Source organism: Candidatus Aminicenantes bacterium (assembly GCA_026393795.1).
Lineage (GTDB): Bacteria > Acidobacteriota > Aminicenantia > UBA2199 > UBA2199 > UBA2199.
The window spans coordinates 1-13,345 of the sequence record JAPKZL010000085.1; the positions used below are offsets into that span (position 1 = coordinate 1).

Consider the following 13,345-nt stretch of genomic DNA (forward strand, 5'->3'; position numbering starts at 1 on the left):
TGTCTATGGAAATTAATTTTGTCTGTATGTCTTTTTTCTCCGCATTTTCCTTGATCCAGCGGCCTGCCGTAAGGGCATTGCCCGTGCCGCTGAAATAATATATCGTCATATGATCGTACATCAAATGAGGGCTTGGCAGCGCGCGACCGGCGCTCAGCGCGATCCGGATTTCGCCCTTAGGGCGTCGAGGATGCTTGCATCGATGCGAAAGATGTCCCCGCTTTCGGTGTTCCCGTCCTTCTGGTAGCGGAAAAAGAACAGGTCGCGGCCGTTGGGCGAAACAAGCGGAAAATCCTCTTCGGCGGCGCTGTTGACCTCGTCGCCCAGGTTGAGCGACGGGCCCCAGTTGCCCTGCGGGTCGCGGAAGCTGACGTAGATGTCGAAGCCGCCCTTGCCCCCGGGCCCGTCCATCCAGGCGGTGAGCAGAAAGCTTTCGTCCGGGGCGACAAAGGCGTGGCCGCCGACCAGGGCGCCCGGCTTCTGCGGGTCGAACAGCTTGACCAGGGAGAGGGCCGAGGCGTCGTCCATGGAGATGCGCCAGAGCCCCCGCGACGAATAATAGAGATTGCCGGCCAGGCTCTGGCTGGCCCGCCACTGGTCTCCGGGCCCGTTGACCGGCTCGGGGAGCGGCCAGGGAGCGGCCCAGCCGGCGCCCTGACGCTCGGCAACCCAGATATCGTAGTTATCTGCCGGGGTTTTCCCCTGCCTGGGGCGGTTGGAGCTGAAAAAGAGGCGCTTGTTGTCGGGGCTGAGCGTGGGCTCGCTGTCGCTGTAAACGCCGGAGAAAGGGGCGACCTTCGACGGTTGCCAGGCATTGCCCTTGCGACGCGCCCGATGTATCTCCCATTGCCCGGGAGCCTTCCTGACCGTAAAAAAGATCTCCTGCTCGTCGGGGCTCATGGTCAGGCAGAATTCGATCCGCTGCGGCAGACTGATAACCCCCGGTGCGAATACCTCCGCCTTGGGCGGATCCGCTGCGGGGGCAATCAGGGGGAGAATCAGCAGCGCCCAGAACCAGGCAGCGCGAAGAACAACCCTTTGATAATAATATCTTTCGTTCACCGTTTTCATGCCTTCCATATTATCCCATCCCCGGCAGTTTGACAAATTGCCCAGCGATCCGCATTTACAAAGTTGCAAGCAACGTCGCTGGAGGTCTCTCCGGGTTTTTCATGATCGCCTGTTGATATTCCGGCGAAAGGCCTGTAATATCCCGATGCGGGGAAAAATGAAAAACAAAAAAACATTGCCGCTGTTTGTTTTGCTTGCCGTCGCGATCGTCCTTTCTGCCGCCGCTTTCGGACGGCAGAACGATGCGGGAAAAAAAGGAGTCAGAACGATCTACCTGGTTCGCCATGGCCAGTACGACCAGGCCGATGCCCGGGACGAATTTGTCGGCAAGGGACTGGTGCCGCTCGGCATTGCCCAGGCCAGGTTGCTCGCGGCCAGATTGAGAGCGATGCCTGTCGAATTCACATCGCTCACCAGCAGCACGATGACCCGGGCCAGGCAGACCGCCGCGGTCATCAACCGGGAGTTCCCCCGGCTTGAGCTGAAGCAGAGCGAACTGATCTGCGAATGCACGCCGCCGACCTGGAGGAAGGACGTCATGGCCGAAGCGAAGGCGGGGGAAACCGAGGCGTGCGTGAAAAACATCGAACAATTCTTCAGAGAGTTCTTCATCCCCGCGCCCGATGCCAGGGACAGGCATGATATCGTGGTGTGCCATGGGAACATCATCCGCTATTTCGCGGCCAAAGCATTGCAGGTGGACACGATGTCCTGGCTGCAGATGAGCATCAGCAACTGCAGCCTGACCGTAATCCGCGTCTTGCCCGACGGGAAAATGAAGCTGGACGCGTTCGGCGATTACGGCCACATCCCCGAAAACATGAGGACCTTCACCGGCGGCGACGATGAATCCAAGGAGCTGGTTATCCCCTCCGCAGCGACGACGGCGCCAAAATAATCAGTCGGAAATCTGGGCCGCAAGCGTAATTTCCCAATCCCTAAATCTCTTTAATGTCTAATATCGAGACCCCGGAGAGGCCTCCTCACTCGTCCTGATTTTCCTTGTCCGCTTCCCGGTACCCATCCAGGATGAAACCGATCCGGAAACGTTTTTTAAAAAAAAGAATGCCTGCCTGAACGCTCATGGCGTGGCTTTTAACAAAAAATCTGTCCCCCCCTACAACATAGGTAGTATTCATTTCCATTTGTTTTACCATGGAAGGAAGGGGGCTGATGGAGTACGAAGATTTGACCGGCATGCCGCTGCCGGCATCCAGCCAGATTTCGCCTTGCTGAACGACCGTTTCTTTTTTTGTGCCGTTTGTTTGGACGTGCTCCTTCTGAAATTCGTAAACGAAACAATCCACTCCATGGTCCTTATGCCTGCCGAGATATTTGCTGGCGACCGGTTTTTTCGAATTGCTGATCAAGGGGACCAATTCTTCGCTGGAAAGATTTAAGGAGTGGTCGCCGGCGCTTTTCTTGCCTTTCGCTTTTTCCTTTTTTATCCTCTCTTTCTGAAGTTCTTCCCGGGTAATGTCTTTCCCATCCTCCAGGACCTTCAGCACTTTCCCCTGATTTTCTCCCGGCGGCAATTCAAGCCATGTCTCCTTTTGGCTAGTTGTTTTACCGTCACCGTCAAGCCGTTCGAATTTCATGTATATTTTCCCGGGAACAAAGTCTTTCGACCTTAATGCGGCCTGGACGCCTTTCTGCCAGCAAGCCTCGGCCTCATCGTCCAAAGGGAACCCGAAAGCCGGCGCGGACATGATGAACAACGATAAGGCAAGTAAAATGACAAATTTGTTTTTCATGAAAACTCCCTTGCGGATTGCTAACCATTTCTTATACGCCGTTAGTGCAAGGATGGTTTAGCCGGCCTGCCGGCCCAACACTTTGGGCGGCGTCCCCTCGGGGGGCTGCCGACCACTCGCGCCTTGGCCCCTAGTCTTCAGCCGTCAGCGGGTTTCTCCAGGGCGATCGCGTATTCGAAACGGCTGCCGTAATAAGCTCCAACGCGGAAGCCGCTTTCCTGCGCCAGCGCCTTGACCTTGGCCAGCGACTGGTAGTGCGGATCGGGCAGCACCTCGCTGACCAGGAGGAATCCGCCGGGCCTGAGCGCGGCGTGGATCTCGCGCAGGGCGGAAACACGGTCCGGGATTTCGCCCAGCACCCACGACAAAAGAGCCCGGTCGAAGCGGCCCGCCGGGACCTTGCCCTGCCCCAGCCCGGCCAGCATGAACTCGACATTGCCGGCGCCGGCAACGGCGGCCTTGCCTTTCGCCCGCTCAAGCATCCTGGGCTGCAGGTCCACGGCGAGCACCCGGCCTTGGGGACCGACCGCCCGGGCTATGGGGACGGCCAGCCGGCCGGGGCCGCAGCCCGCGTCCAGCACGCTCATGCCGGGCGCGAGTTTCAGCCGCTCCAGCGTGGCCAGGGTGCGGCGCCTTACCGCCGGGTTGTCCACCAGCCATGAAAGCCACGAGGGGCAGGGCAGGGCGCGCCGCCGGGAGACCAGCCGCCAGGCGATCCACGCAGCCAGCGCCAGAAGGCCGAGGATGACGATGAGCGCAGGGAGCGTTGGGAATTTCATGATATCAAGTCCTCTTGGAACGGGTCCGCTTGCCGAAATATTCCCGCTGCAGGATAGGGCCGCGATGGCGCCTTGGACAACCCAATCTTTTGTTTGCCGGTTTCATGCCTTCCATATTATTCCATCCCCGGCAGTTTGACAAATTGTTCCGCGATCTGCATTTACAAAGTTACAAGCACCGTCCCGGGTGGCCTTTTGTCCCCAAGACCCCCAAGACTTCCAATTTTGAGTCAACCGAGTAATTTCATGTTACAATTTTTTTCATGAGAGAGGTAGCCATGCAGATTAGAAAAGTGTGTTCCTGGAGCTTGCTTATCGCCTGTTACGGTTTTCTGAATGCCCAGATCGGGATGCTAGAAGAACCGCTCACGGTCATGGAAAAGACCGAACTGAAGATCGAGCGCGGCGAGTGCCTGGTCTATTGGAAGCCCGTGTATTGCATTTTCCCGGGGAGCGGCTACCAGCTCGAAGTGCTGAACGGTACGAAAAAGGGGAACACGAAGGTGCGCTCCTACTCCGTGAACCTTGACGGCCTGGATGTGCAGGCAGGATCAAAACCACAAGATCCCGCGGCGAATTGGCAAGGGGCGATCCACCTGGAAGGGCGCAGCATTTTGCGTGTCAAGCTGCATGGGCAGCCGGGCGAAGGCATCACCATGCGCATCTGGGGCGAGGCGGGCAAAGTCCATTCCAGTCACATGATCGGAAGCCCGCAGGCCATAGACATATCTCCCCAAATCGTCCCTGGCAGTGGGTCCTACGGATCCGTCCAAGCTCAGAACAAATTGCCTCAGCAGGCGCCGCTGGTCAAAAAGCCGGAACATCCACAACCCGTTGTCGCCCTGCATGCGGACAAGAAGTCGATAAGAATCGGCAAGCTTGTAAGGTTGAGTTGGGATGTGCAGAATGCAGCGACAGTTGATTTCACTTCCGGCGACTTGGGCCGGGTAGATAAAAGTGGTTCGGCATTGGTCTGGCCAGAGAAGGACGCTTTGTTCCGCATCGAGGACCAGGATTGGGGCAACATCGCAGCCGCAGAGGTCACAGCCAAGGTAGAGGTGCCCGCCCCGGAACTCAATCTGAAGATCAAACCCACAACCGTCATCTCCGGCCAGGAAGTTACCATGACCTGGAATACCAGAAACGCACGCATGGTACGCTATGGAGATAAGCTATATTCTCATCTCCCTCTTTCTGGTGAAAAAAGCTTCAAGCCGACTAGGTCTTTTTCCTACACGGTGCAGGCTGAAAACGGTGCAAAAACCGTTCAAAAAACGATATCGGTGACGGTCCTGGAACGGGAAGCGGAGCAGCAGCGGATCGAGAGGGAAGAAATACGCCGCAACATCCCCAAGGATATCGACAAGACCTTGCGCGGGATATGGGATGATCTGAAAGCGGCCCTGCAGGGCGGAGACGCGGAGAAGGCGGCCAGTTTCTTTTGCATTGGAGATCGCGACAAATATTTGGCCATGTACACGGAAATGAAAGATAAGCTGCCACAGATCGGCACGGAAATGCGAAAGATCGAATTCCTGTCCTACGAAAAAGGCGGCGCCAAGTACCGCACCAAAAGAAAGGAGACTCTCCAGGGCAAGGAATTCGATATCTCCTATTATGTCTATTTCATCATCGACCTGGACGGCCAGTGGCGGATACTTAGATTTTAATGATGGTCGTCAAGCGGAAGGGCCATCCAAAGACGCTTGACTTTGTGACTTTATAAAAGACCTTATACTGACATTACAACAAAGGAAGTGACTCTATGGTCGGGGCGCCATGCGATTAGCCTAATTCCATTGTGTCCTGATTGTGGTAAGATGAACGTGCAACCCAAGGAGGTTCCATGAGCAAACACATGCCTAAAGTGATTATAGCGCTGGTTTTTTGCGGTCTGATATCCATTGCCGCGATAGCCTTTGCCGAAGAGCCGGTAAAAACGATCACGGCGCAGGAGGCGTTCGCCATGCTCAAGGGGCTGGCCGGGGAGTGGGAGGGGAAGGCGATGGATAAAGACAACGGGCCGGCGATAACGGTCACTTACAGAGTTACTGCCAACAATAGCGTCGTCCTGGAAACTCTGTTTCCCGGCACTGAACACGAGATGCTCACCCTGTATCATCTCGACAACGGCAAGCTGGTTCTCACCCACTACTGCGCCATGGGCAACCAGCCGCGCATGGAGCTCGACCCAAGTTCGAGCGCCGATCGCCTGGTTTTTAACTTCGCCGGCGGTTCCAACCTCGATCCGGCCAGGGACGTGCACATGCACCAGGGCCGCGTCTGCCTGGTCGCCCCGGATCGCCTTGAAAACGAATGGGACACCTTCCGCGGCACTGAGAAGATCGACACCAAGAAATTTTTCCTGAGCAGGAAAAAATAGCGCGGCCGCTGCTGTTCCTCGTGCACCTGGACCGACATCACCCATACCCTCACCGTCCGCCAGGGCAACCTGACCATCCAAATGCAGGCGCCCATGAACAAGATCGGGCAGATCCGGGTGGTCCGGGCCTTCCTGAAGAAGCTTTTTCGTAGGGGCACGGCGCAGTACCGATCCTCAGCAATTTCATGCTGAGTTGATCGGTCTGTCACCCTTGGTGGCGCCGTGCCCAATAGAAGATCAGAAAAAACATTGATTTCAATATGGCTTTAATCCAACATGCAATAAATTGCGTATTATTGGCAATTAATTGCCTTTATACGCACTTTATTGCGTTTTAACCTAAATAATTAAAATACTATTTAAAACGCATTCTATTGCGCTTTATTAGCATTTATCAGCGATAATATGCACTATATTGCGTATTATAGTTGACATTTTGTTTTTTCCCTGTCAGACTATAACCATGAATATGCAAACCATGAGCGACAGGGCGATCCTAGGCGAATTGGGAAGCCGGCTGCAACGCGAGCGGCTGAACCGCAACATGACTCAAGCCGACCTGGCCTTAAAAGCCGGAGTCGCCTTGCGGTCTCTGCAATACCTGGAGACGGGGCGTCCTTGCACCCTGGCATCTTTGATCAAGATCCTCAGAGCATTGGGAAATCTGACCTCCCTGGACGCCTTTTTCCCCGAGCCCGGATTCAGCCCGATACAGCTTGCCAAATTGAAAGGGCGGGAACGGAAACGGGCATCCAGTCCCAACGACAGCCTCGGGAAAAAGGGGTGATGCGGCAATGGCCGTGCGGGTAAAACGGGTGACTGCCGCCATGGTCCGGCTTTGGGACCGGGACGCCGGCGCCCCCATGACCATGCCGCTGCGAAGCGGCATATTTTCGTTTCCCCTCCTGAACAAAGACACGTATCACCGTCTGCCGGGCCTGCTGGCCGACGCTTTGCCCGACCGCTTCGGTAACCTCATTATCGATGCCTGGTTGTCCCAGCAGGGACGATCCGCGCATGACTTCACGCCGCTGGAACGCCTCTGCTACCTGGGCAACCGGGCCATGGGCGCCCTGGAGTTCGAGCCGGCGTGCGGTCCGCGGCCGGGAGGAGCCATTCCCATCGAGATCGCGGAGCTCTCCCACCTGGCCAGCGACATCCTGCGCCATCGGAGCAAGTGGATCGCGAACCTGAAAGGAAGCCGGGCAAAAGCGCTAAAAACGATCATTCGGGTCGGTACTTCAGCGGGAGGCAACCGGGCCAAGGCGGTGATCGCCTGGAACCCAAAGACAGAGAAGGTGCGATCCGGCCAGGTCCCGCCGCCTCCGGGATTCGAGTCCTGGATCCTGAAGTTCGACGGCGTTAAGGACGCGGCGTTGGGCGATCCCCAAGGCTATGGGCGGCTGGAATACGTTTATCATCTGATGGCGGTCCAGGCCGGCATCCAGATGACCCCATGCCGCTTGCTGAAAGAGGGACCGCGGGCGCATTTCATGACCCAACGCTTCGATCGCGACGACAGCGGCAAGATCCACATGCAGTCATTGTGCGCCATGGCCCATTACGATTTTAACGCGACCGGCCAATACAGCTACGAGCAAGCCCTGCAGGTCATCCAGCGACTTGATCTGGGCTATCCGGCCATGGAGGAATTCTTCCGGCGCATGACATTCAACGTACTGGCGCGCAACCAGGACGACCACACGCGCAATATCGCTTTTCTCATGGACCGCAAGGGCAAATGGCGTCTCAGCCCGGCTTTTGACGTAGTCTGGGCATATAACCCAGCCGGCAAATATACCCATCAACATCAAATGAGCATCAACGGCAGGCGGGACGGCTTCAGCAGGAAGGACCTGCTGGCCGTGGCCGGGCAATTCGGCATCCGCGGCGCCGACGCCATCATCGAGCGCGTGGCGGAAGCCGTGGCCGCATGGCCGCGCCTGGCAATCAAAGAGGAAGTTCCCCAGAAATTGCGCACCGAGGTTCAGAATAGCCTACGCCTTGATATCATGAAAAGCAAAAGGATTTGATCAAGAAATATTTGAGCTTGATCGGGTTGCTCCTTATCGGCCTGGTTATATTCACGTTTCTTTTGCGATCGAACCTCTGGGGACGGTGCCCCCTTTGGGACATACTTTTACTCTGATTCCAACCAGTCCTTAAGCGTTGAAATCATCTAGTAAAAGTATACCATCATTAGATGTTTTTGGTGACTTACAAAAATTACCAAAAACATAATGATGGTAGACAAATTAGATCCGTACCAACACTATGTTTTTGGTATCTCTACAAATCACCAAAAACATCTAGTGTTGGTATAGTCACACTAGATGGTTTCAGCGAATTAAAAAACTTGCTGAAACCATAGTGTGACTACCGCCTGCGTGTCCGGATAATTTGTGCTGCTTGACTTTGTGACTTTGGAAAAAAGGCCATCTGGAAGCGGAATCTGATGGCGGGACTTTTCTTAAACCTTGCCGGGGAAACCGCGGCTGGCAACCCCGGGCTTTCGCTAGCCGAGGTTACCGGCGAGGGCGATTGGCCTCACTTTCTCCACCAGTATTTTATTGAACAAATCCCTTTCCTCGGAATTGACCATGTGCGCCGAATTTTCGAACCAGATCAGCTCTTTAGCCGGCGCCTTGAGCGCGGCAAAATACCTGGCGGCAATGTCCGGGGGGACTTCGCGATCATATCTGCCCTCCATGAAAAAGACCGGGACCTTCATTTCCGGCACGCTGCTGAACAGGTCGACTTTGAACAGCTGCGGCCAGAGATGCTTCATCGAAGCCAACACCCCCCTGAAGACGTTGATGCGATCCGCCAGGCCGTACTCCCGCGAGAACAGCACGTTGCCCAGGACGATGCCGACGGCCCCGAGCCTGCTGCCGTGGACCTCGCCGCCGAAGCGCGCCACATAACTTCTTTCGCTGATCGTCTTGGCCCGCCAATCGCCCTGATACGGCGGCGGCCCCATTTTCTCCAGGGCCTTGACGGCCCGCTTGACATTCCTTTTTTTGGCCTGCTCGAGCGTCCACCCGTAAGAGGCCACTTCGCCCTCTTCCATGTTGGCAATCTGGCCGATGCCTACATAGCAGGAATAGAGCTCCGGATATTTCGCGACCGCCATGGCGCCGATGGCGCTGCCCCACGAGTGCCCAGCCAGGACGATCTGGCGTTTGCCGAACTTCTCAAGCAGATACAGGGTCAATTCCTTCGTGTCCTCAACGAACTGGTCGATGTTCATTTTGGCGGCATCGTGAATCGCGCCGTATGATTTTCCCGCTCCTCGTTGATCCCAGTTTACGACAATGAACGATTTTTCGAGCTCCCTGGTGTTCCGCCTGTTTCCCGTCAGCTGCGACGTTCCGGGCCCGCCGTGAAGGAACAGGATGATTGGGTTGTCGATGTTTTCGGATCTCTGCAGGACCCATTGATCGCTTCCCCCGATATTCAGCTTCTCGAGCCGGGCGATGCTCTTGGCCGGACCGGCTTTTCCCGCCGGACGAATGCGCGGCGTACCGGCTGGAATGACAAAGCGCACGACGACCAGCGCGACAACGACGGCAACGATGACGAGCATGGATGACTCCTTGTGCTTGAACTCATTTATTGTACCACCGGCGCCGCGGGGAATCGAGGCTCAAAACTTCCGCAGCCCGCTATTTCGAAGCTTCTATTTCAGAAGAATTTACGGTTATGACCACATTTCCCTTTTTGTGCCCCATGTCGACATAGCGGTGCGCCTCGACGATCCGCTCCAGCGGATAGGTCCTGTCGATGACCGACCGTATCTTCCCCGCCTCGATGAGCGATTTGAGAAAAACCAGGTCTTCGGTTTTGATGACGGCCGAGCCGTGCGCGTCGTGGGCCGAGAGGAAGATCCCCCCTTTCTTCAGCGCCCTTTTGCTGCGCCGGCGCGGTGTCTTGGCCACGGCATCGAAAATGAAATCGTACTTCTCTTTGCCGACAGTAAAATCGGTTGTGGTGTAGTCGATCACCTTGCCGGCGCCTAGGGATCTTACCAGTTCCAAATTGGCGGTGCTGCAAACCCCGGTGACGTCCGCCCCGAAATGCTTGGCCAGCTGCACCGCAAAAGTGCCCAGGGACCCGGAAGCTCCATAGATGAGGACTTTCTGCCCGGGACAGATGCGTCCGTTTCTCATATACCTCAACGCGGTCAACGCCCCGCCGGTGGCGGCGGCGGCCTCCTCGAAGGTCATATTGACAGGCTTCAGCGCCACCAGCCCTTCTTCCGCCCCGGCGCCGTTTTCAGGCAGGCACTTGTACTCGGCATAAGCGCCGAAACCAAAGCCGACAAATGAAAAAACCCGGTCGCCTTTCTTGAAGCGGGTCACGTCCCGGCCCAGCGCTTCGATCTCCCCGGCCAGCTCCATCCCGAGCACTGCTCTTTTCGGTCTTCTGATGCCCAGGTATATCCGCGCCGGGAGCCTTTGCCAGAAAGGGACGGTAAAGCTGCGCACCCTGACGTCCCCCCTGGCCACCGTTGCGGCATATACTTTCACCAGGATCTCATTGTCCTTGGGAACGGGTTTTTCCAACTCGATGAGCTTGAGGACCTCCGGCGGCCCGTATTTCATGCATGCAATCGCTTTCATAAGTACTCCTCCAAGGTAATGACCACATTTCCCTTTTTTTGCCCCTGCTCGACATAGCGGTGGGCCTCGGCGGCCTGGGCCAATGGAAAGCGTTTGTCGATGACCGTTTTGATCTTTCCCGCTTCAATAAGCTCCTGGACGGAGAGCAGGTCGTCTCTCCTTCCGGGCGCCAGCGCGCATATGACCCTCTTGCCGCCTTTCATCGAGGTCCACAGCATTTGCACAAGTTCCCTCGTCTTGAAGCTGGCCCGGAGATAGCGTCCTTTTTTCGACAGCGAATTCTTGCAGCGCGAGAACGAACTCTTGCCCAGGATGTCGAAAATAAGGTCATAGGTCTCGCCGCTTTTGGTGAAATCCTCCAGGTTGTAATCGATGACCTTGTCAGCTCCCAGCGATTTTACATAGTCCAATCTCGGCGTGCCGCATACCCCGGTCACTTCCGCCCCATAGTATTTGGCAAGCTGGACCGCGGCCGCACCGATGCCTCCGCTTGCCCCGTTGACCAAGACCTTTTGTCCCGGCCGGATATTTTGCTTTCTCAGCAAAAACAAGGCCATGATCGCCCCATAAGAGACGATGGCAGCTTCCTCATAGGTCATGTTGGCCGGTTTTAGTGCCACCACCCCATTTTCAGGCATACAGAGATACTCGGCGTATGCACCCATGCTTTGGCCGCGATAGCCGAAAACCTGGTCACCCGCTTTAAATCGTTTTACATTTTCCCCGACTGATTCAATTTTTCCGGCAAATTCGCTCCCCAGTATGGTTGTCCTTGGTTTGTTGATGCCAAAAAATATTTTCGCGAAGATCCATAAGAGCAAAGGCATATTGAATTTGCGCGGGGAGATTTCCCTGAAATTTCGCGCCAGAAGGTCCCCGAAATTTACAGACGTCGCATATATCCGTATCAATAGTTCATTGTCCTTGGGAACGGGCTTTCCCACTTCCCTGAGCTGGAGGACTTCCGGCGGCCCGTATTTCGTGCATATGATTGCTTTCATTTTTATATCCTGCCAATTTTTAAGAGTTATCCTGCGGTTGAATATTGATGCCTTTAAATATAAACCAAAAACCGATCGTCAGTTCGAAGAGAATGCTCGGCGTCATGAAGATCATGCTGACCGGGCTGACCATGGTCAGCACCGCCGCGTTTCGGGGCACGAGAATATCCGCCGCCGAGTTCACGAAAATGAGAAAATATGAAAAAATCCCGAAGCCGGCCAATATTCCCGGGACGTATCCGGACTTGAACAACAGATAGAAAAACACGATAAATCCCAGGCCGAGGAACAGCATGGCAATGGCCGCCCCATTGCTGCGCAGCTTGAAAAATAGCCCGGCGATCTCCTGCAGCTGTTCCGGTTTGAATGACGTCAGAAATGCTTTTCCATTCAAGATCTGCAAAACAATAAAAGCGGCGAGCACATTAACAGTCCCGACCACGGCGTCCATCAGCTTCCAGCAGAGGGCCAGCAGGGCAAGATTCCTGTTTACCGGCTTGAGCATGGTGTAAAGCGCCAGCGCCAAGACCATGCCGCTGATGGAAAAAATCAGCTCGTTGGCCATCCCGATGCGGAACAGCAACTCATGGGCCATAATGTTATTTGCCGTGGCCATGATGTTCCCCGCGCCATGAAACTTGGATTCCACAAAAATCCAGTTCAGCGTCCAGCCGATCACGATCAGCAGGAACATGACGCCCGCGATTTTTGCAGCATTACGTCGTGTTGAATCGACGGCATAGTTTGTCATTTTAGTTTCTCCTGTTTTGTCAGTTTTGTGTAGTTTGACTGTCTCGAGGGTTGGACCACTTCCAGGCAAACCAGACAATCAGCGAAGTGCACCCAATTTCTATGATTGAAAAAAACCGGTAATAAAGGGTTGAGGTTCCGGCAAACAACGATGCGATTTGAACGGCCGTCATTATTATCCCTGCGATGATGTTTGCCCGACGATTTGCTCCATGCTTCAATACCCGGGACAGGAGAATCATGGCCATCGGAATTTCCATTAATAGTGCGGCTCCCAGCAAAAATCCCTGAGTGATGCGAAAACCTCCCGCGTATCCCGCCATAAACTGCTTTAATATCGTGGGGTCCATCAACGCCATCACATCACAATAAAGATAATTAACCGTCACAAATGCCCATAGAGTTGAAAGTATTGCTTTCCTATCTTTCATTTCGGCTGTCTTTTTGTCTGTCATTTTTATTCCTCCTTACTTGTCAGCTTTTGTTAATATGTCCAACAGTGATTACCACGCCTCCCTTTTTGTGACCTTCGCCCACATATCGGTGAGCTTCGACAATTTGTTCCAACGGATAGCTTCTATCAATGACCGGTTTTATTTTCCCCGCCTCAATCAGCTCTTTGAGCAAAATTAAAGCTTCAGTGCGTATCTTTGGCGTTCCATCTTCGACCGATATATATTTCCCGTTTGGAGTCAGCGCCTTTTTACACTGCAGTTTTGAGCAATATCTCCTTCCAACCGCATCAAAGATAAAATCATACGCTTCCCCTGTTTTCGTAAAATCCTCTTTCGTGTAATCAATTACCTTGTCGGCTCCGATAGATTTTACCAATTCCAGAGTCACGCCGCTGCATACCCCGGTAACTTCCGCCCCAAAGTACTTAGCAAGCTGTATCGCGAAAGTACCTACTCCTCCTGATGCTCCATAGATAAGAACTTTTTGTCCGTTCCGGATATTCCCCTTTTTAAGAAAATACAAAGCTAAA

Annotated in this window: 14 protein-coding genes; 5 read left to right on the forward strand and 9 right to left on the reverse strand. The window is 54.7% G+C overall.

The features are described 5' to 3' along the window. Positions 1 to 153: 153 nt before the first annotated feature. Complete coding sequence (locus NTW95_04210; GenBank protein MCX6556624.1) at positions 154 to 1,071, reverse strand: hypothetical protein; 918 nt, start codon at positions 1,069 to 1,071, stop codon at positions 154 to 156. 157 nt (positions 1,072 to 1,228) lie between these two features. Here NTW95_04210 and NTW95_04215 point away from each other — a divergent pair, with 157 nt between their 5' ends. After that, on the forward strand, positions 1,229 to 1,969 hold the full coding sequence (locus tag NTW95_04215) for a histidine phosphatase family protein (protein ID MCX6556625.1): 741 nt from the start codon (positions 1,229 to 1,231) through the stop codon (positions 1,967 to 1,969). An 85-nt stretch (positions 1,970 to 2,054) separates the two neighbouring features. Here NTW95_04215 and NTW95_04220 read toward each other — a convergent pair whose 3' ends face one another. Both NTW95_04220 and NTW95_04225 read right to left on the reverse strand, forming a co-directional pair. Further along, complete coding sequence (locus tag NTW95_04220) at positions 2,055 to 2,825, reverse strand: hypothetical protein (GenBank protein ID MCX6556626.1); 771 nt, start codon at positions 2,823 to 2,825, stop codon at positions 2,055 to 2,057. 137 nt (positions 2,826 to 2,962) lie between these two features. Beyond that, positions 2,963 to 3,604, reverse strand: a complete 642-nt coding sequence (locus NTW95_04225) for a methyltransferase domain-containing protein (GenBank protein MCX6556627.1) — start codon at positions 3,602 to 3,604, stop codon at positions 2,963 to 2,965. Positions 3,605 to 3,882: 278 nt separating this feature from the next. Between NTW95_04225 and NTW95_04230 the strand changes: the two genes are divergently transcribed. The 4 genes from NTW95_04230 to NTW95_04245 all read left to right on the forward strand — a co-directional run bounded on the left by NTW95_04230 (position 3,883) and on the right by NTW95_04245 (position 8,020). Beyond that, positions 3,883 to 5,274 carry a hypothetical protein gene (locus NTW95_04230; GenBank protein MCX6556628.1) on the forward strand — a complete coding sequence of 464 codons (1,392 nt, stop codon included), beginning with the start codon at positions 3,883 to 3,885 and terminating at the stop codon, positions 5,272 to 5,274. 176 nt (positions 5,275 to 5,450) lie between these two features. After that, positions 5,451 to 5,987, forward strand: a complete 537-nt coding sequence (locus NTW95_04235; protein MCX6556629.1) for a hypothetical protein — start codon at positions 5,451 to 5,453, stop codon at positions 5,985 to 5,987. 463 nt (positions 5,988 to 6,450) lie between these two features. Beyond that, a complete protein-coding gene (locus NTW95_04240) occupies positions 6,451 to 6,774 on the forward strand; it encodes a helix-turn-helix transcriptional regulator (protein MCX6556630.1) in 324 nt (107 codons plus the stop codon). 7 nt (positions 6,775 to 6,781) lie between these two features. Beyond that, positions 6,782 to 8,020: a type II toxin-antitoxin system HipA family toxin gene (locus NTW95_04245; GenBank protein MCX6556631.1), complete on the forward strand. Its 1,239-nt coding sequence runs from the start codon at positions 6,782 to 6,784 to the stop codon at positions 8,018 to 8,020. Positions 8,021 to 8,502: 482 nt separating this feature from the next. Here the strand turns inward: NTW95_04245 and NTW95_04250 are convergent, their stop codons facing one another. From NTW95_04250 to NTW95_04275, 6 genes are all read right to left on the reverse strand, one after another. Beyond that, positions 8,503 to 9,573, reverse strand: a complete 1,071-nt coding sequence (locus tag NTW95_04250; protein ID MCX6556632.1) for an alpha/beta hydrolase — start codon at positions 9,571 to 9,573, stop codon at positions 8,503 to 8,505. A 79-nt stretch (positions 9,574 to 9,652) separates the two neighbouring features. Continuing rightward, a complete protein-coding gene (locus NTW95_04255) occupies positions 9,653 to 10,609 on the reverse strand; it encodes an NAD(P)-dependent alcohol dehydrogenase (GenBank protein MCX6556633.1) in 957 nt (318 codons plus the stop codon). After that, on the reverse strand, positions 10,606 to 11,610 hold the full coding sequence (locus NTW95_04260; GenBank protein ID MCX6556634.1) for an NAD(P)-dependent alcohol dehydrogenase: 1,005 nt from the start codon (positions 11,608 to 11,610) through the stop codon (positions 10,606 to 10,608). Before NTW95_04260 ends, NTW95_04255 begins: the two co-directional genes overlap by 4 nt. Before the next feature lie 19 nt (positions 11,611 to 11,629). Then, complete coding sequence (locus tag NTW95_04265; GenBank protein MCX6556635.1) at positions 11,630 to 12,439, reverse strand: DUF4386 domain-containing protein; 810 nt, start codon at positions 12,437 to 12,439, stop codon at positions 11,630 to 11,632. After that, complete coding sequence (locus tag NTW95_04270; GenBank protein ID MCX6556636.1) at positions 12,381 to 12,815, reverse strand: DUF6326 family protein; 435 nt, start codon at positions 12,813 to 12,815, stop codon at positions 12,381 to 12,383. The genes NTW95_04265 and NTW95_04270 overlap by 59 nt, the downstream gene beginning before the upstream one ends. 19 nt (positions 12,816 to 12,834) lie before the next feature. Beyond that, positions 12,835 to 13,345, reverse strand: a 511-nt coding sequence (locus tag NTW95_04275; GenBank protein MCX6556637.1) for an NAD(P)-dependent alcohol dehydrogenase, incomplete at its 5' end; no start/stop codon positions are given.